The sequence below is a fragment of the Roseofilum sp. Guam genome (assembly GCF_017746735.1).
GTDB lineage: Bacteria > Cyanobacteriota > Cyanobacteriia > Cyanobacteriales > Desertifilaceae > Roseofilum > Roseofilum reptotaenium.
Window position 1 is genome coordinate 13,372 of record NZ_JAGHZN010000003.1, and the last position, 21,974, is coordinate 35,345.

General features: G+C 43.3%; 21 protein-coding genes. 11 read left to right on the plus strand and 10 right to left on the minus strand.

The window, feature by feature from the left end:
- Positions 1 to 42: 42 nt before the first annotated feature.
- Positions 43 to 162 (plus strand): NAD synthetase, encoded by a 120-nt coding sequence (locus J7529_RS24600; RefSeq protein WP_278003014.1) that lies wholly within the window; start codon positions 43 to 45, stop codon positions 160 to 162.
- A 52-nt stretch (positions 163 to 214) separates the two neighbouring features.
- Here J7529_RS24600 and J7529_RS01275 read toward each other — a convergent pair whose 3' ends face one another.
- Positions 215 to 1,549, minus strand: a complete 1,335-nt coding sequence (locus J7529_RS01275) for a hypothetical protein (protein WP_318727492.1) — start codon at positions 1,547 to 1,549, stop codon at positions 215 to 217.
- A 229-nt stretch (positions 1,550 to 1,778) separates the two neighbouring features.
- Here J7529_RS01275 and J7529_RS01280 point away from each other — a divergent pair, with 229 nt between their 5' ends.
- A complete protein-coding gene (locus tag J7529_RS01280) occupies positions 1,779 to 3,731 on the plus strand; it encodes an ATP-binding protein (RefSeq protein ID WP_318727493.1) in 1,953 nt (650 codons plus the stop codon).
- Positions 3,732 to 3,743: 12 nt separating this feature from the next.
- Here J7529_RS01280 and J7529_RS01285 read toward each other — a convergent pair whose 3' ends face one another.
- From J7529_RS01285 to J7529_RS01295, 3 genes are all read right to left on the minus strand, one after another.
- A complete protein-coding gene (locus J7529_RS01285) occupies positions 3,744 to 4,520 on the minus strand; it encodes a sulfite exporter TauE/SafE family protein (RefSeq protein WP_318727494.1) in 777 nt (258 codons plus the stop codon).
- 166 nt (positions 4,521 to 4,686) lie between these two features.
- On the minus strand, positions 4,687 to 5,232 hold the full coding sequence (locus tag J7529_RS01290) for a rhodanese-like domain-containing protein (protein WP_318727495.1): 546 nt from the start codon (positions 5,230 to 5,232) through the stop codon (positions 4,687 to 4,689).
- 44 nt (positions 5,233 to 5,276) lie between these two features.
- Positions 5,277 to 5,975 carry an MBL fold metallo-hydrolase gene (locus J7529_RS01295; protein WP_271938190.1) on the minus strand — a complete coding sequence of 233 codons (699 nt, stop codon included), beginning with the start codon at positions 5,973 to 5,975 and terminating at the stop codon, positions 5,277 to 5,279.
- 141 nt (positions 5,976 to 6,116) lie between these two features.
- On the opposite strand from J7529_RS01295, the gene ribD reads away from it, so the two are divergent.
- From ribD to J7529_RS01310, 3 genes are all read left to right on the plus strand, one after another.
- Positions 6,117 to 7,265: a bifunctional diaminohydroxyphosphoribosylaminopyrimidine deaminase/5-amino-6-(5-phosphoribosylamino)uracil reductase RibD gene (gene ribD / locus J7529_RS01300; protein ID WP_318727496.1), complete on the plus strand. Its 1,149-nt coding sequence runs from the start codon at positions 6,117 to 6,119 to the stop codon at positions 7,263 to 7,265.
- Between the two features lie 113 nt (positions 7,266 to 7,378).
- Positions 7,379 to 7,939 (plus strand): hypothetical protein, encoded by a 561-nt coding sequence (locus tag J7529_RS01305; RefSeq protein ID WP_318727497.1) that lies wholly within the window; start codon positions 7,379 to 7,381, stop codon positions 7,937 to 7,939.
- A gap of 131 nt (positions 7,940 to 8,070) precedes the next feature.
- Positions 8,071 to 8,529 carry a hypothetical protein gene (locus tag J7529_RS01310; RefSeq protein WP_318699814.1) on the plus strand — a complete coding sequence of 153 codons (459 nt, stop codon included), beginning with the start codon at positions 8,071 to 8,073 and terminating at the stop codon, positions 8,527 to 8,529.
- A gap of 9 nt (positions 8,530 to 8,538) precedes the next feature.
- On the opposite strand, the gene J7529_RS01315 is transcribed toward J7529_RS01310, so the two are convergent.
- The 5 genes from J7529_RS01315 to J7529_RS01335 form a co-directional block, all read right to left on the minus strand.
- Positions 8,539 to 9,330: an amino acid ABC transporter ATP-binding protein gene (locus J7529_RS01315; RefSeq protein WP_271938198.1), complete on the minus strand. Its 792-nt coding sequence runs from the start codon at positions 9,328 to 9,330 to the stop codon at positions 8,539 to 8,541.
- A gap of 108 nt (positions 9,331 to 9,438) precedes the next feature.
- On the minus strand, positions 9,439 to 10,656 hold the full coding sequence (locus tag J7529_RS01320) for an amino acid ABC transporter permease (RefSeq protein WP_271938201.1): 1,218 nt from the start codon (positions 10,654 to 10,656) through the stop codon (positions 9,439 to 9,441).
- 78 nt (positions 10,657 to 10,734) lie between these two features.
- Positions 10,735 to 11,904, minus strand: a complete 1,170-nt coding sequence (locus tag J7529_RS01325) for an amino acid ABC transporter permease (protein ID WP_271938202.1) — start codon at positions 11,902 to 11,904, stop codon at positions 10,735 to 10,737.
- Between the two features lie 88 nt (positions 11,905 to 11,992).
- Positions 11,993 to 13,069, minus strand: coding sequence for an amino acid ABC transporter substrate-binding protein (locus J7529_RS01330; RefSeq protein ID WP_318727498.1), 1,077 nt, complete (start codon positions 13,067 to 13,069; stop codon positions 11,993 to 11,995).
- 257 nt (positions 13,070 to 13,326) lie between these two features.
- On the minus strand, positions 13,327 to 13,557 hold the full coding sequence (locus tag J7529_RS01335) for a hypothetical protein (RefSeq protein WP_271938204.1): 231 nt from the start codon (positions 13,555 to 13,557) through the stop codon (positions 13,327 to 13,329).
- Between the two features lie 637 nt (positions 13,558 to 14,194).
- Here J7529_RS01335 and J7529_RS01340 point away from each other — a divergent pair.
- From J7529_RS01340 to J7529_RS01355, 4 genes are all read left to right on the plus strand, one after another.
- The gene (locus J7529_RS01340) at positions 14,195 to 16,000 is read left to right on the plus strand and encodes an ATP-binding protein (RefSeq protein ID WP_318727499.1); all 1,806 of its coding nucleotides are present in this window, start codon (positions 14,195 to 14,197) and stop codon (positions 15,998 to 16,000) included.
- Positions 16,001 to 16,040: 40 nt separating this feature from the next.
- The gene (locus J7529_RS01345) at positions 16,041 to 16,880 is read left to right on the plus strand and encodes a substrate-binding domain-containing protein (protein WP_318727500.1); all 840 of its coding nucleotides are present in this window, start codon (positions 16,041 to 16,043) and stop codon (positions 16,878 to 16,880) included.
- A gap of 97 nt (positions 16,881 to 16,977) precedes the next feature.
- The gene (locus tag J7529_RS01350) at positions 16,978 to 19,002 is read left to right on the plus strand and encodes a sensor histidine kinase (RefSeq protein ID WP_318727501.1); all 2,025 of its coding nucleotides are present in this window, start codon (positions 16,978 to 16,980) and stop codon (positions 19,000 to 19,002) included.
- Between the two features lie 272 nt (positions 19,003 to 19,274).
- Positions 19,275 to 19,559, plus strand: coding sequence for a hypothetical protein (locus J7529_RS01355; protein WP_271938210.1), 285 nt, complete (start codon positions 19,275 to 19,277; stop codon positions 19,557 to 19,559).
- Between the two features lie 35 nt (positions 19,560 to 19,594).
- Here J7529_RS01355 and J7529_RS01360 read toward each other — a convergent pair whose 3' ends face one another.
- A complete protein-coding gene (locus tag J7529_RS01360) occupies positions 19,595 to 20,494 on the minus strand; it encodes a glutaminase (protein WP_318727502.1) in 900 nt (299 codons plus the stop codon).
- Between the two features lie 150 nt (positions 20,495 to 20,644).
- Here J7529_RS01360 and J7529_RS01365 point away from each other — a divergent pair, with 150 nt between their 5' ends.
- Entirely contained in the window at positions 20,645 to 21,244 is a 600-nt protein-coding gene (locus J7529_RS01365; RefSeq protein ID WP_271938214.1) for a chorismate lyase, read from the plus strand.
- A gap of 12 nt (positions 21,245 to 21,256) precedes the next feature.
- Positions 21,257 to 21,940, plus strand: a complete 684-nt coding sequence (locus J7529_RS01370) for a polysaccharide deacetylase family protein (protein WP_318727503.1) — start codon at positions 21,257 to 21,259, stop codon at positions 21,938 to 21,940.
- Positions 21,941 to 21,974: the final 34 nt, after the last annotated feature.

The following is a 21,974-nucleotide window of genomic DNA, read 5'->3' on the forward strand; positions in this document are numbered from 1 at the left end:
TTCTGAGCCTATGGCATAAGTAAGCAAAGAGCGGGGGAAGTTATGGAAAATACACCAGTGTTAGATTGGATTGCGGGAGGATTAGCCATCGCGATCGCGATCGGAGGCTTAGTCATGCTATTCCAAGGTTTATCGGGTTTTAATGAGCAGGATAAAAAGTGAACGATAGCCAGTCAGCTAGGCAAGCTATTCCGCTTCGCGCTATAGTTGTTAACTACTGATTCAATTCCTGCATTTTAGCCTCAGCAAACTCGCGGAGCGATCGCGCTTCTTCCGTAGCCGTTGTACCGGTTTTTACTCGATCTAGGTCATAAATAATGCTTTGTAGTCCACTGACGAATACCCCAGTATTAGCATTAGAAGCGGCTGACTGTTGCCAGGCCGTAATTCTCCCTTTTGCCTGATTTAGCGCTTCGGTAGAACTTTGCTCATTCCGCAGACGAATCCTCGCCATGGCAGCATTTTGACGATATTCAACTAATTTAGTCTGGGCTTGTACATAAGCAGGATTATCATCTTTTACCCGCTCCAACTGCTCGCTTGCCCGATCCCAGAGACCGATAATTTCCTGCCATTGCTCCTCAGGATGGGGGGGATTTTGGGACATTTGGGCTGCTGCCATGCCATATTGAGCCGCTGCTTGGATGAGGGTATCGGTTTTGCCAGTTCCAGCACTGCGTCCAGAAACCTGCTGAAAATCACGCTGATAGGCTTTCATTTGAGCCGCAGACATTCGTCCAGCAACAGTTTGAGGAGGGATGAGATCGAGTTTATCGAGTCCAGCTTGCCAAATGGCGATCGCCTCCTGTTTACTAGCCTCAGAGTTGGCTTGTTGATATTGGCTTTTCCCCTCTTCGATTTGACTAGCTCCCTCTTCCAAAAGCGTTAAAGCATTGTTTTGCTGAAAAACTTTAGCATCCATGCGGGCGACCTGTTGCCGAGCACCCTTATATTCATCCAGGGTAAACTGCCAACTACAACTAAAAAATGTACAGTAGCGCTGGGGAAAGTAGCCTAAAAACCATACGGGTAAACCATCCAGATGGTTTTGAGCTATAGCAACTTTTTCTGCGCCTAACTCGATATCAGCAGCGCTAGTAGCTTGGTTAATCAGTTGATCCGCTTTTTCCACATTGGCGATCGCTCCCCGATAATCATAATCCATTTTCATATAACTGGGCAGTAGCACGAGGGGAATCGTTTTGGACACTGGCCAGCGAATCATCGGATAGGGGAGATTGAGAATATAAACCAAACCCGCTAAACCCGCTAAACCCATCACCCCCCAGGACAAGTACATAAACATTCCCGAAGAAGGTTGATTGGCTTTGGCTGCTTTACGAATTGCTGCATCCCTAAACTCAGGGATCAGATCCTGAATGATCTCCCGTAACTGTTGAGCCGAAACCGGATCTCCCGTTTGTTGTCGTAATCGCTCTAACCGTTTGAGAACTAGCATTTTCACAGGAGCTTGGAGCGGATCATTCCCCACACACCGCTCTAGTTCCCGTACTAGAATAGTATATGCCTTATGATTGAGACGGGCCATCAGATGATTTTTGAGTTCTTTATCACTATTATGGCTGACTTCCGGTCAAAATACTTGCGTAATTTCCGTAATTTTTGGTAGATAAAAACACTTGCAATTTCATACAATGAATCAAGGCGTTCTATCGAACATCCATTTTAATTAATTGTGTCCCAACCTAGGAGTTATCCTAGTGATGCTCCTACTGTGCAATCCTTTGCCATATTAGGGTATGTTGAAGTTCTTCCGTTTGCTCCAATCCACTGAAACCTCTTTTCGTCGCATTCTCATGGGACGGATTTTGCTGATGACGATTCCCGTTTTACTTTTACTTCAATATGCCACCTACCGTAAAGCGCGTTCGAGTTTACTAGAAACGGCTCGGTATAATATTATTGAAAGTGCCATTGAAAAAGGCGATCGCCTCGATCTAAGTATCAAAGCTCTGACCGATCAAGTGAAAACGGCCAGTGAAAGTGGAATTTTGCAATCAGGGGACTTGTCGAAAATAGATCCTTACCTCAACGAGCTAAGTCAACGTTTTTCTAATTCTGTGGTGTGTTTACAATTACACAATCCAACCCAGGATAAGGTAATTTCTAGTACCTGTGAAGGAGATGAAATCGGAAACTTAGACCCTGAAAAAATCGCTCAAAAACCCTATGCGCAATTTTCGACTCATGTAGAAGTTAAATTACTCTTAGAGGATCTACCATCTGCTTTCTATAATTATGGTAACGATCAACTCCATTTTTTAATTAATGCGCCAGTTTACGATCCTTCTGGACAACCCCAATCTAATCTAGTTATTGAAGCGACTGTTCCCCTCCAACAAAATCAAGATCGAAAATCCTTATCCGGCTATACAGTAATCATTAATGAAGAAGGAACAATCATTGCTCATATCGATCCCACTCCAATTGGGACTAATATTAGTGAGCAAAAAAACAAAAATCTTAAATCTAGATTAGACTCTATTATCCGATCGGCTACAGGAGGAAAAAGCGATTTCCTCCACTTACCTGGATTGGATCAAAGTAGTCGAGAAGCGATTGCTGGATACACAGCCATCCCTAATCCAACGACGACCGGAGCAACCAATGGTAAATGGGTTGTTTTAGCGGTCACCCCCCTTGAACACGCTCTCTATGGTCTTCAGGAAATTCGGCAAACGTTAATTAATTTAGTTTTAGGATTGATTGCAGCCAATTTAATTGCAATATTAGTTTTATCCCGCTCTTTAGTTACTCCAGTTGAACAATTAGGAAAATATGCCCAAAGTGTTGAATGCAGTGTTTCCCCGGAAGCCATTCCCCAGAAATTCAAGATTCATGAGTTTAATCAACTGGCTAAAGCTCTCAATAGTATGGTAGCACGGTTAACCAGTTGGGCAGAAGAACTAGAAGTTGCTTGGCAAGAAGCGAAAAGTTCTAATCAGCTCAAAAGTGAGTTTTTAACCAGTATTTCCCATGAATTAAGAACGCCTCTCAATGCGATTATTGGATCGGTTCGCTTGGTTAAAGATGGCTTCTGTGATGATAAGGAAGAAGAATTTGAGTTTTTGCAACAAGTGGATAATGCTGCCCTCCATTTACTCTCGATTATTAATGATATTTTGGATTTATCTAAGATTGAAGCAGGTAAACTATCTCTAGAGTTAGCCCCCGTGGATTTAAATCAGATTCTTAAAGAGGTGATCGATATTGAATCGGCTCCGATACAATCGAAAGGCTTATCTTTAAGTTATGAAAGTATTCCTGACTCAATTCCGATCGCTGCGGATGCAGATAAACTGAAGCAAGTTTTCATGAATATTATCGGCAATTCAGTGAAATTTACTGAAGAGGGAGGAATTACGATCAAAGTGGAGAGAATTAAGCTCCATCTGGAGGCAAATTCTAACGGCAATAATTTGGCCCGATCGCAGGTGATGATTGCAATCAAAGATACGGGAATTGGCATTGATCCTTCTACTCAATCCAAGCTGTTTCAACCGTTTGTCATGGCTGATGGAACTCGGACTCGTAAGTTTGAAGGGACGGGTTTAGGATTGGCGATTTCTCGGAATTTGATTGAGATGATGGACGGTAAGATTGCCCTGTATAGTGAGGGAGATGGACAGGGAACAACGGTGGAAATTCTGTTGCCTTTGATTGATGTGCAACAATTGGAGCGATCGCAGGCTTTGAAAACTGAAGTGTGAGTGCAGATCGGATTAGGATTTGACCACGATGAAAACGGCGATCGCTAGCAGAAAATAGCCAAAGCCTTTCTCTAGTTGCTTTCCAGGCACAAACTGAGTTAAATATGACCCCAAAATAATTCCTGTACTCGCAGCAACAATGAAGGAAAACACCAAAGGTAAATTAATCGGGATCTGACTGCTCAGATATCCCCAAAACCCGGTTACTGATTGAAACGAAATCACCAACAGAGATGTCCCAATCGCCTCTTTCATGGGAATCTGAATCAATAACACCAACGCTGGAATGACCAAAAAACCACCGCCAATCCCCACAAATCCGGTCACTAATCCTACACTGAAGCCAGCTAAGGGAATGAGTATAAACCTCTGCCAAAGTCCTGAAACTTGGCTAGCTTTCAGTGTCTCTTCACTCTTTGGTGTGTGACTCTTCTGAATCATTAAAATACTGGCCGTCACCATCATAGCGACAAAACCCATCAGTTGTATCGTGGGACTCACCATGGGTTGAGTCGCAATTTTAGCGCCTAGATAGGAACCCACCATAGCTGGAGGTGCAAATATTGCTGCTGCTTTGAGGTTCACATGACCCGATCGCCAATGGGATATGACTCCAATGAGACTGACGCTACCGACAATAGCTAACGTCATGGCGATCGCTGATTTCGTCTCTACTCCCATCACATACATTAACACTGGCAGAGCTAATACTGAACCGCCACCACCAATTAAACCCAAACTCAAGCCCATACAAACGGCCAAAGCATGTCCCACCAGATTCACGACCATCTGATTTTCCTCATTGCTCCTGACTCTTTACTGTTTCCCCCTCTACCCGCAGAGAGAGAAATCCACTCTAAACTTGCTGATTAGACCTCTTGCATAAGTGGGAAGAAAATAAATAGTAATGTACTAATTTTATAGACTATTGCTAGAGTTCCTATTACCGGACTTCTTACAGGATTCTATTGTAAGGCAATTTTGCCAATAAGCGAGCCATCATACAGGTATTACTAATCCCAGCAAACATCAATCCTGCTCCCACAAAACCACTTAAAAACAAGAAACCGGGAGCCACAAATACCCCCAATAAAGTTCCAGTTAACACCAAAGAACCGGCTACAATTTGAACCTGACGCATCAGGCTAATCGGAGCCTTGGGATTAACATGGGTCGGATATCCCTGTTGCTTCCATTCCTCTAATCCTCCTCCTAGGTGGGTCACTTCTTCAAATCCTGCTAGAAAGAGCTTTTGGGCAGCCGTGGCTGAACGATTTCCTGTTTCGCAATAGAGAATGAAGGGTTGGGTGCGATCGGGGAGAAAATCATCCGGATTAAAACGAGATAAGGGTCGAGAAATAGCTCCTGAAATGCGTTCGCCAGCATATTCACTTGGTTCGCGCACATCAATGAACTGAATCCGATCTTTTTCCCACAATTCTTGTACCGAAAAACTGTCAATTGATTGTAGTTTATCTTGCAGATTTTGAGGGGTAACCATAGTTGATTAAATTTGACTCAGGAAAGGATTAGATAGAGACTTCATTAAGCTACGGCCGGCACTTTCCCGCATCTTTGATTCGCAGGAACCGCTTCGGCGATTTTTTTCGGGTTGGGTAAATTTAAACTTTGCATGAGGGCGATAAAACTCTCACGAGTGTGACCGGCTAAACGAGGATTGAATTGTTTTTCTTCGCCAATGGTAGAAACCGTGCAGCCTTTATAATCATGACCAGGATAGACTTCTGTGGGGTCGGGAAGCGTAAATAACCGTTGAGTAATGGCATCATAGAGCAGACCGGGATCGCCGCTTTGGAAGTCGGTACGACCACATCCTCGAATGAGCAGAGAATCACCCGTAAGCACTTTGCGTCCATTCACCAGATAGGCCATGTGACTATCGGTATGACCCGGAGTGGCGATCGCCTGAATCTCAATGCCTCCAACTTGTAATAATTCCCCATCAGTCATAAAGCGATCGGCACAGAGGACTCCAGCCTGTTGAGGAACTAGGGATGTACAACCGGTCACTTCCCGAAGCTGGCCGCTCCCGGTAATATGGTCAGCATGAATATGGGTTTCTAGGCAATAGCGGAGACTTAACCCTAACTCCTGCAACAGCTTCAGGTCACGATCCACTTGCTCTAGCACCGGATCGACCAATAGGGCCTCTTGAGTCTTCAGATCGGCTAACAGATAAGTATACGTGCTGGTTTCTGGATCGAATAATTGACGAAATAGCATCCAAGTCTCCTTTATTCACGCTTAATCAAAATTATATCACTATTTAGAGATTTAGCAAACTAAAAACATCCTAGTGGTTTACTCCCCCACTCTCTCCTTTGTAATCCCAACATCAATTTATGCTAGAATCAGCCAGGCTTCTTGCTCAAAGGTATCAACTATCCGATTACAGCCTTGATTGATTCCTCGACTGAATCTCACTCAGAGGTAGATTCTCCTTACATTCATCGGTGCATTGAATTAGCCCGCCAAGCCCTTGGGCGAACCGCTCCAAATCCCCTTGTGGGAGCGATAGTGGTGGCGGACAATCAAATTGTGGGGGAAGGCTTCCATCCCCGCGCTGGAGCTAGCCATGCTGAAGTGTTTGCCCTACAAGAGGCGGGCGATCGCGCCTGGGGAGCAACTGTCTATGTGAATTTAGAGCCTTGTAATCATTATGGCCGCACTCCTCCTTGTACAGAAGCTCTAATTGCCGCGGGAGTAAAGCGAGTGGTGGTGGGGATGGTAGACCCCGATCCGAGGGTGTCTGGTGGAGGTATTCAACGGCTCAGAGAAGCGGGAATCGAGGTTAAGGTGGGGGTAGAAGAAAAAGCGTGTCAGCAACTCAATGAAGCATTTATTCATCGTATCCGCCATCAACTCCCTTGGGGCATTTTTAAGTATGCTATGACATTAGATGGAAAAATTGCTACAACCACAGGTCATAGCCAATGGGTCACTGGAGAAGCCTCTAGGCGGTGGGTACATCAGTTGCGAGGGACTTGTGATGCAGTGATTGTGGGGGGGAATACAGTCAGAAAAGATAATCCCCAATTAACTACCCATGGAGTCGTGGATCGCAATCCGGTACGGATGGTGATGAGTCGTTCTTTGAATTTACCGCGATCGGCGCAATTGTGGGAGTTGGTTGCACCAACCGTGGTCTTAACGGAGCAAGGCGCTAATCCCCAATTACAGACGGAGCTGGGCAACCGGGGGGTTGAAGTGGTGGAATTTCCCCAACTAACTCCCAGAGCTGTCATGGAATATGGATATCAACGGGGATTTTTATCGGTGTTATGGGAATGTGGAGGACAACTGGGAGCGCAGGCGATCGCCTCTGGAATGGTGCAGAAAGTTTATGCTTTTATTGCACCCAAAATTATTGGGGGCGATCGCGCTCCTTCTCCCGTGGGCGATTTAAGATTAACTCAAATGACTGAAGCTCTAAGTTTAACGGGTATTCAGTATCAATCTTTAGGCAGCGATATATTAATTGAGGGTTATCTCGTTAACCGCGATTCGCTCTAAGCCTTAAAAATGGGAACTATTGCTATTCGTGCCTATTGCCTTCTCCTTGACCCTATGCTTAGAACCTTAACGGGTGACCATTACCCATTACCCATTACCACGCGAAGCGCTATATGCTCGAATTAGTCATTAGTAGTTTATTTTTCAGTAGCTTGGGATGTCAATTGCTGATGATAGGCAATAGTATTCATCGCAGTTATATCGAAATCCAGAAACGGAATGAGGAGGAGGAAGAAGTTTTGACCCATTACGAACCCAAAGAACACTTTGGTACAGAAGGACAAGGGAATCAGAATGGTTCAGCCAAAGCACGCGGATGGGAATTCAAGATTGTGCGAGCCAATAGTGATTTATTTCGCAATCCGACTATATTGCATCAACTTTGTCGTGAAGAATCCCAAGCCGGTTGGATTTTGTTAGAAAAACTTGACGATCGCCGAGTCAGATTTCGGCGAGCGATCGCAGCTCGACAGAAAATTCGCCCAGAAACCCTCTCCTTTGACCCCTATCGATGTCACTATGGATCGTCCGGTCACTCTAAAATTTGGTTCGCCACCCTTGCCTTCCTCCTCGCCCTGATGATTCCCGCCTATGCTGGATACTGGGTAATGTCTCAATATCTGAGTCCATCCCCACCTGAGAGCGCTCCCCTGCCCGAATCTCTACCTAAGTGAAAATCCCGGTTTCTATTCGCTCTGCTATAGTAGAATCGTGCTTAATCTAAAGTCTGAGTCTATGCAGACTGACCGGAACAGTTGACCTTTGATGCCTTACCCTTGAATTCACTCGATTAAAGGTAGAAATCATGAAGAATGTTCTCAAGATAGTTGCCGCTTCAGTCTTAGCGACTGTAGCTATTGTCGCTTCTCCCTTAGCTCTTAAAGCCCAAGATCGTATCCCCAGCATTCAGGTAGACTACTATCGGAAAACGGCTTTCCAAGAACTCTACGGTGGCAAATATGTTGGCCCTAGAGAATATGTAACTACATCACCGACCGGCAAAGTATTGCCCTTGCGGTTCAGCTTACCCATTGAAACTGCAATTTTCCAAGATACCAGCATTAGCTCTAATACCCCAATCACAGATGCTTTTGGAGTCACCAGTGATACGAGCGAACTGATTCGCTGGGCGGAAACCCTTGGTGAATGTTTGCAAGAAAAACCCAGACTTGTACGAGTGTTAACTGGAAATACCATTTACATCAACGATGTTGAGGGTTCCATTGTTGAGAATGCCAATGGTGTTCTCGTTTGTCCTCGATAGGGAAAGAAGTTATAGAATCTGAGATAAAAATTTCTGTGTTCGTTCCTCCTTGGGGTTGTTAAAAAATTCATCAGGGGTTGCTTCCTCCACTAAGACCCCATCAGCCATTAACACCACTCGATCCGCAACTTCACGGGCAAACCCTACTTCATGGGTAACACAAACCATGGTCATACCGCTTTGAGCAAGCGATCGCATTGTATCAAGTACCTCGCGTACCATTTCTGGATCGAGGGCTGAAGTGGGTTCATCAAAGAGCATGATTTTCGGTTGCATCGCCAGAGCGCGGGCGATCGCGACCCGTTGCTGTTGTCCTCCCGATAACTGTCCGGGGAATTTCTTTGCCTGCTCCAAAATTCCTACTTTTTCTAAGAGCTGTAGAGCAATTTCTTCGGCTTTTTCCTTCTTCCAACGCCGTACCCAAATCGGCGCTAAGGTTACATTTTGCAAAACCGTTAAATGAGGGAATAAATTAAACTGTTGAAACACCATCCCCACTTCGCGCCGCACCGCATCAATATTCTTTAAATCGTGGGATAATTCAATCCCATCAATAATAATTTTTCCCTTTTGATATTCTTCCAGAGCATTAAAGGTGCGGATAAACGTCGATTTCCCGGAACCACTCGGCCCCATAACAACGACCACTTCGCCTTTTTGAACGTCTAAGCTCACCCCTCGCAGGACATGGAATTTATTACTGGCATACCACTTATGAACCTCTTGGGCAATGATGGCGGGTTCGGTGTCCACAGGAGTTGGATTATCTTGAGATTTAATGAGAGGATCGGAATGGGTCATGATGATAGGGAATGGGGAATAGGGAATGGGGAATAGGGCGGGTTTAGTCAGGTTATCTGCGAGTTTCCTAGCTTTGGGATAACCCACCCCTACAACAGGATCGATTGATTAGCGGTGTTCTGTATTCAGTTTACCTTCTACCCATCGACTGGCGGCAGACATGGCATAACAGAATACCCAAAAGAGAACTCCAACAAATAGATATACCTCTGAAAAGCGCCCCAGAAATTTGGGGTTCGCTAAAATCGAGTTACTAATTCCTAATAATTCTACCAAGCCGGTAATCGCCAACAGGGTCGTATCTTGAAATAGGCTAATAAATTGACCCACCATAGCTGGAATCACAGCTTTCAGGGCTTGGGGGAGAACAATTAGAATCAAGGTTAAAGGAGTACTTAAACCTAGGGCCCGTGAGGCTTCCGCCTGTCCCTTGGGAATCGCTTGTAGACCTCCTCGCACATTTTCCGCTAAGTAAGCGGAGCTAAACAAGGTTAAGCCGACGATCGCCCGAATCACCCGATCGGGACGCATTCCTTCGGGGAGAAATAGGGGAATCATGACCTGGCCCATAAATAAAATAGTAATCAGGGGAACACCGCGGATGATTTCAATATAAGCAATACTGAGGGCTTTGACCACGGGTAAGGAGCTGCGTCTTCCTAAAGCAGCAATCAAACCGATGGGAAAACTTAAGGTAATGCCGACAATAGCCATGAGAACGGTGAGCAATAGGCCTTGCCATTCATTGGTTCCCACAGGGGTTAAACCCAGTCCTCCACCAATGAGCCACAGTCCGATTAAAAATACGCCAAACCAGCCAAAGGAAACCCATTTTCCGAGAGCTGGTTGAACGTTCCCGACTTGTTGGCCGATCCAAGCGCTACCGGCGATCGCCACCAAACACCCTACTAATAAGGCACGATAGACAATGGGAGTCGGAGTGATCACGCATCCTAGGGCAGCGATGCCTAAGCCGATGAGAATATTACGGCTAAAGAGGGTGAGCGATCGGACAATTACGCCCCAAGATAAGCCAGAAAAGACACTAATTAGAGCGACTAAAATCCATAAGCGCCAGTATTCTTCACTGGGATAGCGACCGACCATCAATAGGTGGAGATTTCGCGGGATCACATCCCATTGAGCATCGGTGAATGACCAGGAGAGAAAATTATAACCTAGGGCGATTAATCCCCCTAAAATAATGAAAGTGATTAAACCGTTATACCAGGGACTAAGCAAATTATTTTTAATCCAGTTTACCGGAGTATCGCGCATCTCCGGTGGCGGTGCCATATCGGTTAAGTTACTAGGTACAGAAGTCATGTTAATGGATAATTAATTTTTGATTTCTTCCTGCTTTATGTTGGCAATCGTCGATCTCCCTCTCTCCCTATCCTCAAATCATCTCTCTTGTAGTTGCACCACGCGGTTGATTTGGTTCATTCCTAAAGAAATGATCAAATTCATCAGCAAATAAGTGACCATGATAATGAGCATCACTTCTACGGGTCGCCCGCTTTGGTTGTAGGTTGTATTGGCTACATTGTAGATTTCCGCGTAGGCGATCGCCGCTCCCAAACTGGAGTTTTTAGCCAAGTTCATGTACTGACTACTTAAGGGGGGAATAATCACTCGTAAAGCTTGGGGAAATACCACCAAACGCATCATTAAACCCGACTGCAAACCCAGGGCACGCGCGGCTTCCCATTGTCCTTTGGCTACAGCTTGAATCCCGGCTCGGACAATTTCGGCAATGAAGGCAGCCGTATACAAAACTAAGCCTGTCAGCAAGGCAGCGAATTCTCCAGTCAGGCGCAACCCTCCGGTAATCTGACCTAGCTCAATTTCGGTCGGTTTTTCCCATCCAAAGGCAACTGTAATAATCAGTAGGGCAACCATGCCAATAATCCACAAGGCCGTTAACTGGGGTTTTCCAGAACTTCCCCGTTCCACCATGGACTTAATCCGTATTTTCCACAGGACAACCGCTGCGATCGCCAATCCAATCAACACACTGCACCAAATCGCTAGAGACCAACCCATCTTTGGCCAAGGGAGAAACACCCCTCGGTTACTCAAGAACGCGAGTCCCATCACCTCTATACGATCTGTGGGTCTGGGCAACTTAGAAAAAACGGCCCGATACCAAAAAAACAACTGTAAGAGCAGGGGCACATTACGGATCAACTCCACATAAACTTCGCTTCCCTTTCGCAGTAACCAATTATTAGAAAAACTGGCAACTCCCACGGCAATTCCCACTAATGTTGTGAGGATAATGCCAGAAATAATGATCCGTAGGGTATTGACCAACCCAGCTAATAAAACCCGGCCATAGCTGTCTCTGGCTGGATCGTAAGGAATGATACTTTCTCCAATGGCAAAGGAAGCTTGGGTATCCAAAAAATCAAACCCGAACTCTATGCCCGCTCGTTGGAGGTTATTGGAGACATTATAGGTTAATAGACTAATAACAGAAATAACGATCGCGATCGCCAAAACTTGCAGCGCGACTCGCCAAAATCGATCATCACGCCACAAAGGAATCGTATGCTCATTTGCCGAGGTCATAACAAGAATAGATTAAATGGGAGAACTTAAGACTCGTCACCTATGATCGCATCACAGGTGACGGCTAACTGTTTACCGATAACTAAATTTATCGGAAAGGAGGAGAATAGAGCAATCCTCCACGATTCCAAAGGTCATTTTGACCTCGATCTAACTGAAATTGAGATTCCTTACCCAAATTGCGCTCGTAAACTTCACCGTAGTTCCCGACGGAGGAAATCACATTAACCATGAAATCATTATCGAGTTCTAAGCCTGTTCCCAAATCACCTTCAACGCCCAAGAAACGGCGAATGGTGGGGTCTTCACTTCCTTTGCTTTGTTCGACATTGGCTTGAGTAATGCCCAACTCTTCTGCTTCAATCAAACCGTAGGTTACCCATTTAACCACATCAAACCAGGTAGAATCATTATTAAGGGTTACAGGGCCGAGGGGTTCTTTGGACATGGTGACCTCCAACAGGATATGCTCCTCTGGATTCGGTAAGGTACTGCGACGAGCAATCAACTGCGATTTATCTGAAGTCATTCCTTCGCAGCGTTCCTCTGCATAGGCTGCATAAGCTGGGTCAGCCTGTTGGAAGGTTACCGTTTCAAAAGTAACTCCTGCTTCCCGCATATTATCGGTTAAGTTCAGCTCGGTAGTCGTTCCCGCTTCTACACAAACGGCTTTACCTTCAAAATCTTCTAGGGAGGTAATATCACTATCTTGACGCACCATCATCCCTTGTCCATCATAGAATGTGGTTGGTGCAAATTCTAGACCAACGGTCGTATCTCGGCTGGTTGTCCAAGTCGTGTTTCGAGAGAGCATATCCACTTCACCACCCGCTAGGGCAGTAAAGCGTTCTGTAGAATCAAGGTTCCGATATTCTACTGCATCTGAATCGCCCAAAACAGCGGCAGCTACAGCTTTACACACATCCACATCAATTCCTGAATATTCTCCGGTTTCATCCACAAAGCTAAATCCAGGAATACCACCATCTACCCCACAGATTAGGGTTCCGCGATTTTTCACTACATCCAAACGACTTTGGGATGCCGGGTCTGAAGACTCTCCACCTGCTCCTCCATCGGCATTATCAGATGGGGGAGGGGCGCAAGCTGCCAAGGGGAGAGCTAGCAATAGAACCGACATTAATAAAGATTGCCACTTAGCCATACGTAAAGGGTTTCTCCTCACTGATAGACAGTCATCTTGAAGCAGCCACTTTGCTTAGAGTGGCTTCAAGTTTTGTTAAATTTTATCTTTAAGATATTAGCAGCATCTGCTGGATTTGGTATCAGCAGGAGAAATTTTTGCGTGTTCTAGAATACTTCTTCAGGAGATCGCCGTTTGATCGCCAGCCTAAGTTCTGCCTGATTATTGAGGCGCTGTCAACAGGAGAACTGTGGTAAAGCGAGACTTTGGGCTATTCCTTATGGCAAGAGTTCGGGGGACAGGCGCTCTTGAGCTAAATCCCGAATCAGAGCACAACGGGATTCTATATAGTGAGAGAGTAAATCGGCTTCTTCTCCATTGAGCGATCGCTCTTGAGCCATATTACCCAATAGCCATTGTACCAGACTCGCGTCATCAAGTCTCAATAACCGTTGAGGCTGAGTCGTTTCAATCAGTGACCAGAGCTGACGTAGCAGATGGGGAGTCATAATGATGCCTCCTTAAGGATTTCTTTATAATCATACCTACTTTAAACCTATAACTCACCGGTTTGACACAAGATCCCATCAAAGGTAGTGAACCTTAACAAAATGATTCATAACTTGACACTCCCATGAGTCCGAAGGTTAGACTGTTGCGATGAACTTTACACATCATAATTCTGAGGATACCTTAAGACTCACGGGCAATGACCCCACTAATTAACCATAATGCTATACAGCGCTTGGTGCTGTGGTGGGAAGGGGCATATGGGGATGGGAAAATAGGAAGAGTCAACAACAGAATTGGCTGCGTTTTTAGCGCTTCTAGTTAGGATTACAAACCCTTATTCATGTAGTTCATAGCACAGCAAAGATAAATGCTGCTATACTAGTGACTATAAGTACTGTAACAATCCGTAAATACCATTGTTTGATGATCTCGACTAAAACCGCCTCTAGATTTTGGAGAAAAAGTTTATTTGTTAGAACTTACTCAAAATTTCCATTACAGCAAAAAATCAGTGTTCCATTTGTTTGTACCTTCTTAGTCCTATGGATTTTGGGCACAGTTAGTATTGGTTATTACTTTTTGAAATACTTGGAGAGAAGGCAACTTCTAGAAGTAGACAGTATATCTGCATTGATGGTAAAACAATTCCAAAATGAAACCGAAGAACTACGTGTAGAAGCCAAACTCATTGTTGAAACAGAAAATATTCGTAAAGGAGTGGAAAACTTCAACGAAGATCTGTTACTACAATATTTACTGCCCTTAAAATTTTTATTGGAAGTCGATCTAATTCAAGTCATCGATATTCAAAAAGAAACCTTAATCAACTTCAAGATAAATGAGATTAGCAACGCCAAAGTCGATCATGAAGTTGCTATTTCACAAGCCATAAGTGGAGCAAGTATTTCCACAATAGTCAGTGCAAAAGACAAAGCCAATAATACTGTATCACCAGTTTTGATTGGGACGGCACCTATCAAGTCGAATCAAGGGATTATTGGTGGCGTAATTCTTGGGCGCATCATAAACTTTGATTTCCTGAGTGAAATAGCTCAAAAAAACCAGGTATCAATAGTTGTCTTCCAAGACGATGAAATTATTGCTTCGAGTTTACCAGAAGTCAAGAAATTTGTCTGGCTACCACCGCCTCAAAATTCCCTGAGTAATTTTGAGGAATCGATCGTAAAAATTGGCGATCGCGCTTATTTAGGAACAACCGTTACTCTCCCAGGAATTTACCAGTCTCAATTGCAATTAGTGATCATTTCTTCTCTAGAGGGTCTAGAAAAGACCCAAACAGTTTTTTTGATTCGTCTATTTTTGTTTTCGTTGGTGGGATTAACTGTCGCAATAATTGTGGGTTATTTTGTCTCTAAATTAATCGTTTTTCGGATTACTTTCATGACTGAAGTAACTCAAAAAATTGCTTCTCAGAACTTATGGGTTCAGTTGCCTGTCTATTATAATGATGAGTTAGATCGATTGGCTCATTCTTTTAATATCATGTCTAATAAGTTACAAGAAAAAGAAGAAAATATGGACAACAAACTAAAAACAAAAGTAGAGCAATTGGAAGAAACATTGCAAGAACTTCACTTGACTCAAGCTCAACTGATTCAATCTGAGAAAATGTCTAGTTTAGGGCAAATGATCGCTGGAATAGCCCATGAATTTAATAATCCAGTCAACTTTATTTATGCCAATATTCAACCGGCTATTGATTATGTAGAGGATTTGCTTGATGTAATAAATGTCTATCGAGAAGACTGTCCCGAATCTACTCAAACTATCTCCGAAACTCACTTGGATATAGATCTTGATTTTGTAGTCAAGGATTTTCGCAGTTTATTAACTTCAATTAAAAGTGGAGCAGAACGGATTAGTACAATTGTCAGAAGTTTACGAACGTTTTCTCGGTTAGATGAATCAGGGGTTAAGCTGATCAATATCAATGAAAATCTAGACTCGACGTTGTTGATTTTGCAACATAGAATTCACGAGACTATACAAGCGGGAACTATTCCTAAAAGAGAAATAAAAATTATTAAAGACTACAAAAGATCCCCCTGGTTAACTTGCGATCCAGGGCAATTAAATCAGGTATTTTTGAATTTAATTAATAATGCGATCGATGCTTTGGACGATCTAAGATTGGATACAGCAAATCCTAAAATTCCTCAAATTGTGTTCAAAATAGACTGCACCAATCGCTCGTCAGTTCAAATCACGATTTCGGATAATGGTTGTGGCATCACTGAAGAAGTTCAGGATAAGATATTTGATCCCTTTTTTACCACCAAACCCATCGGAAGTGGAACGGGTTTGGGATTATCAATTAGTTATTCCATCATCGTCAATCGCTGTGGAGGAACCTTGAAGTGTCATTCTACTCCAGGAGTGGGAACTGAGTTTATCATTGAACTACCGCTAGAGGAGTAATATAACTTATAGTCGTTAGTCAGACCAAAGGAGGTATCGGATGAAACGAAAGAATGCCAAGATAGGATGGATCGGACTCTTAGCCGGAGCCATGTTGATCGGCTGTACTGCTGGCGATCGCTCTTCATCTTCCCAGAGTACTATCACAATTGGCGGATCGTCAGAAGCTTATCCCATGTTAGAACTGTTGGCAGATGCTTACGATCGGGAGAATGTTGAGATTGTCTTTATGTCCAGTAGCCAAAGTAGTGGAGGTCTAAGTGGGGTGCGAGATAACGTTTTGGATATTGGGGCAATTAGTATACCAGTCACTGCCATAGAAAAAACCGAAAATCTTCAATATATACCGTTGGTTCGCAATGCCGTAGTCTTGATAGTCAACGAACAAGTTCAAGGACTCGACACTTTAAACACTGAGGCAGTTCAAAATATCTACAGGGGTGGGATTACTAACTGGAAAGAATTGGGCGATATCGATGGCGACATTATCCTCGTTGATATACCAGAAGATGAAACAGAAAAGCAACTTTTACGAGAACATTATTTAGGGCAAGACCTGACGATTACTCCCCAAGCAGTTTTATTTGAAGATGATGATGAAATTGTGGAGGCAGTAAGTATAACTCCTTATAGTATCGGACTGATCGCCTACTCCGAAGAACTCGAAGACTTTTCAGTAAAGAGCCTTGCTCTAGATGGAGTTGCTCCTACCCTAGAGAATATTCAGAATGAGCAATATAAGATGGTTCAAACGATTGGTATTGTTGCCTTGGATCAACTTAAACCGACAACTGAAGATTTCCTTAATTTTATCTCCACTCCAGAAGCGCAAAGTATACTGGAGTCGAATGGCTATATCTTAGCCGATCCCAAATTCTAATCTATAGAACCCATTTGGGATCTCTGACTAAATCAACCCTGTTCCCCAGAACAAAAGGCTTGAATCTACCTCATAAGAGCGGAAACTACTGCATTGAATGATTGCCCGTGAACCCCCCCCTAACTTTTGGGTCAAAACTCTACTGTGTAGAACCTACTCAAAGTTACCCTTACAACAAAAAATCAGTATTCCCTTTGCTTTTGTGTTCTTAGGACTATGGCTTTTGGGGACAGTTAGCATTGGTTATTACTTTTTAAAACACTTAGAGAGACGGCAACTCAGAGAAGTTGAAAGTGTAGCCGCTTTGGTTGTACAACAATTCCAAAATAAAACTGAAACACTGCGTTTAAATGCCACAGTGACAGTTGAATCAGCAAATATTCTCGAAGGATTGGAAAATGCCCACGAAATTTCATTGTTACAACGTTTATTACCCTTAAAGCTTTTGTTGGATCTCGATCTGGTTCAAGTCATTGATATTCAAGGTCAATTATTAGTGGATTTGAAACTCAATAGGATTAGTCACTCTAAAATTAATCATGAAGTTGCGATTTCACAGGTCATGAGTGGAGTGAGTTTTTCCACGATCGTCGATACAGAAAATAAGGTGAATCCTTCGGCTTCCGTTTTAATTGCAACTGCACCTATTAAATTGCATCAGGGAATTGTTGGCGGTGTGATTATTGGGCGTATTATAAATTCTAAATTCTTGAGTGAAATTTCCCAAGGAACAAATACATCAATAGTGATATGTAAAAACAATAAAGTCATTGCGTCTAGTTTGCCCGAAGCAGAACAGTTTTCCTGGCGACCTCCTCCGGAAACTCCCCGGAATACTTTCTCAGAATCAGTGATCGAGCTTGGAGATCGATCTTACTTAGGAAAAACGGTTTCTATCATTGAAATGAATCAGTCCCAATTGCAATTGGTTGTTCTTTCTTCTCTACATGCTCTCGAAAAGGCAAAACAGAATTTTTTAATTGGACTGGTGCTATTTTCTGTTGTGGGATCGGTAATTGCAATCCTTGTCGGTTATCTTCTCTCTGGATTAATGGTCACTCGGATTAATTCCGTAACTCAAGCGACTGAAAAACTGGCCAATGATAACTTATGGGTTAAGTTACCTGTCCTTTATAACGATGAGTTAGATCGGCTGGCTAAAGCCTTTAATCGGATGGCTAAAAAATTAAAAGATAGAGATGAGGCTTTAAAAATAAAAGTCGAACAATTGGAAGAAACTCTGCAAAAACTATACTTCACCCAATCCCAATTAATTCAATCCGAAAAAATGTCTGGTTTGGGTCAAATGATTGCTGGTATTGCCCATGAGTTTAATAATCCAGTAAATTTTATTTATGCTAATATTGAACCGGCCATTCATTATGTAGATGACTTATTATATTTGCTCGATCTGTATAAAGAGGAATATCCCAATCCTCCTGCAAGTATTGCTGATACTCTAGAGGATATAGACTTTGATTTTTTGGTTCAAGACTTTCATGATTTATTAACCTCAATTAAATCAGGAGCTGAACGGATTAGTTCAATTGTTCGAGGTTTGCGAACATTTTCTCGCTTAGATCAATCAGGAATTAAGCTAGTAGATGTCCATGAAAATCTAGAAGCAACTTTGTTAGTGGTGCAACATAGACTTCAAGACAATATTCAAGCAAAAACAAATTCTACAAAAGCCATTCAAATTATCAAACAATATGGAACATTACCTTTAGTTACTTGCGATCCAGGGGAATTAAATCAGGTGTTTTTGAATGCGATAAATAATGCCATTGATGCTTTAGAGGAGTTGAGATCGGATGTAGAAAATTCCAAAAATCCTCAAATTGTTTTAAAAACAGAATGGTGCGATCGCTCTTCAGTCAAAATTACAATTTCGGATAATGGTTGTGGGATGAGTGAGGAGGTTAAGGGTAAGATATTCGATCCCTTTTTTACGACAAAACCTGTTGGTAGTGGAACCGGTTTGGGCTTGTCTATAAATTATTCTATTGTTGTGGATCACTGTAGAGGCAAATTGAGATGTCATTCTATTCCAGGAGAAGGAACTGACTTAATTATTGAGCTACCGTTAGAGAAAAACGTCATACAGAACTTTGCGCTGTGATGAGGAGATAGAGGGAGCAAACAACAGATTTGATGGAACTTTTATCGCACTTTGCACTCTAGCCATAGCTTGTATTGTTTAGGCTCTAAGCCTTCAATTGTTACTTCATAGAAGAGAGAATTGTAATATGTTTTTTATCGATAACTTCTATGCAAAAATTGCACTAGTAGTAAAGTTTTCGTAACTTAGGTTACAGTTTTTTTCTGTTTTTCTGTAATGAGATTGAACAGCGCTACAGTGAGGTTGGCGAGAGTTTACCCAGGAGTTGAACCATGAGCGTTCATGAATATCACCCTCTTAATGTCCATTTAAAAAATCACTCTGGAAGTCGCTCAGAAATGGTTCTGGCAATTATTTTCGGATCGTTTGTGCTGGGATTTATCCCCATTGCTTTATTTTCAGATCTTTCAGTAACAACGACTCTGATACCCACAGAAGCTCAACTCTGGAGTTCTTTAGCAGAAAAACAGACTCCAATTTCTCTCCACATGCCATCGACAGAACGTATGATACCGACAGAAGCTCAACTTTGGAGTTCTTTAGGAGAGAAATATTAGAAAAAGAGGCCAATTTTTGGCTAGAGTTTAGGGTTTTAATCGTACAAATAAGTGGCTATTCGTTTTAATAATGCCATGCCCACAACAGAATTTCCCATAGAATCAAGAAGGGGGCTATAAATGGCGATCGCCCCCTGCTGGGGAACTAAGGATAATAATACTCCACTCACTCCTGACTTTGTCGGTAATCCCACTAAAGAAGCAAATTCTGCTGAATATTCATATAATCCACAGGTTTGCATTAACTCCGTCACCCAGAATTGATGCTCTGAGTGGATTTTGCCTTGCGGATTAACTAATCCTAGTCCCAATTGAACCAAATATTCAAGACTGGATGATAAACAACACGCCTGTTGATAAGTATCCAATGCAACTGATTCAGGACTGCCTAAATAACCCGATTGTGCCAGGATTTGGGTTAAATTCTGATTGATTTGATTCGGTAAAGATTCTACAGACGCTAAAAGTTGCCGATCTACAAATAACTCAGTTTGACCATAATCATTGAGCCAATTACGGAATCTTTCAAATTTTTCGATACTGGTATATCCGGGCAAATGGGAACAGAGGGCGATCGCCCCACTATTGATCATCGGATTGCGAGGAAATCCCTGGTCTGCTTGTAACTGTTCGACCGAGTTATAAGGGTAATCTGAGGGGAGATTACCGACAATGCCCTTGATTTTCTCTCTTCCTAACTGTTCTAAACAATACAGCAAAACAAAGGGCTTAATCACACTCATCAACGGTACATCATGTTCCCCCCATCCATCCCCTGGATCATGCAAACTTTGAATATAAATCCCCCTGTTTTGCGGATCAACCTTGGCTAATTTAGGGATATAAGTCGGTAAACGTCCTGACACATTCAACGCTTCAATTTCGGTTAACCACTGCTCTACAGTAGATCGGGTGATACTTTTTAAATCTCTCATAGTCAATCCTGACAAGCGATTGCCATTCGTGCCTATTGCTAGAATGCATTCCCTAGCTTACCGCCTTAACGGGTTACCCATACTCATTCCCCATTCCCTGCCCATAGCGTTATCATAAAACTTAAGAAAAGTTAAGTTATGTGAAGACCCTTGACTGTAAGCGCCCAATCCCAAACCCCAGTATCAACGACTTGGCATCGCCTGCACCCCCTCTGGCAAGGTGATGAAACAGAGATCCAAACTGGACTACCCCATGAACAACTCTCTCCTGCTTGGCAAATTCTTTTACTTGGGGATGGTTCGCCCACGCGTCACTTGCAATTGTTAACCCGCGAACCAACGGAAGTCGATGTGATTGATATGTCTCCGATTGGCATGAATCGTGATCGCGCTCCGGGTCAGATTTCAGCAATTCCAGGGCCCAGATTAAGGCGACAGGTTTGGTTGAGAACTGCATCAGGACAACGGTTAGCCTATGCGACCTCTTGGTGGGAAGCCAGTCATGTCGATGACTATTTACAAAATCGCTCTTTACCCATCTGGGCTAGTTTAGCGCAGTTGCGAACCGAGTTGTATCGAGATATTCAAGGTTTGTATTATGGCCATTCCCAAGCCTTAGAAGAAGCCTTTGAGCAACCGGGGCCCTTTTGGGGTCGCCATTATCTATTTTGGCATCATAAACGGCCGTTTACCTTGATTTATGAGGTATTTTCCCCTTATTTGATTCAGTACTTAGGGCCAACCGGATAAATCGCGATCGCCATGTCACTTCAGTTCTATCCCCTATATCCTATCCTCTATCAAGGCTTAAAACCCTTATTTCCTCAGTGTTTATGGCGGGGAAATCCCCATCAACAGGCGATCGCCTTAACCTTTGATGATGGTCCCCATCCCCAATACACCCTAGAGCTATTAACGGTTTTAGAAACCTACGCCGTTAAAGCCAACTTTTTTTGGCTCGGACAACGGGTTCAACAGTATCCAGAAGTCGCCAAAGCGGTTTACGATCGCGGTCATTGGATTGGGTTACATGGCTATACCCATCAGAACTTTCCCGAACTCACTCCAGAGCAACTCTGCCAAGGGTTATACCATACTCAAACTGCGATTCTTGAGGCCTGTGGTTTAAATCCCGAAACCGAGCGATCGCGATTTCGGGATGTACGGCCTCCCAATGGGTTATTTATGCCCCAAACCCTAGACCTGTTACAGGACTGGAACTATCGGCCGGTCATGTGGACCGTGGTTCCCGAAGATTGGGTTGATCCAGGAGTCTCAATTGTCGTCAATCGGGTGATGAAAACGGTTTGCCCTGGTTCTGTGATTGTTCTCCATGATGGCATCTATGGCGGTCAAAGTGTAGCGAAAACCACAGAACAGCTCCTACCGATGCTCTTAGAAAAAGAGTATCAGTTGGTTAGTATTGATAAACTGTGGATGGGTTAGAAGAAACTGGGTTTCTGACAACGTTTCGATCTCA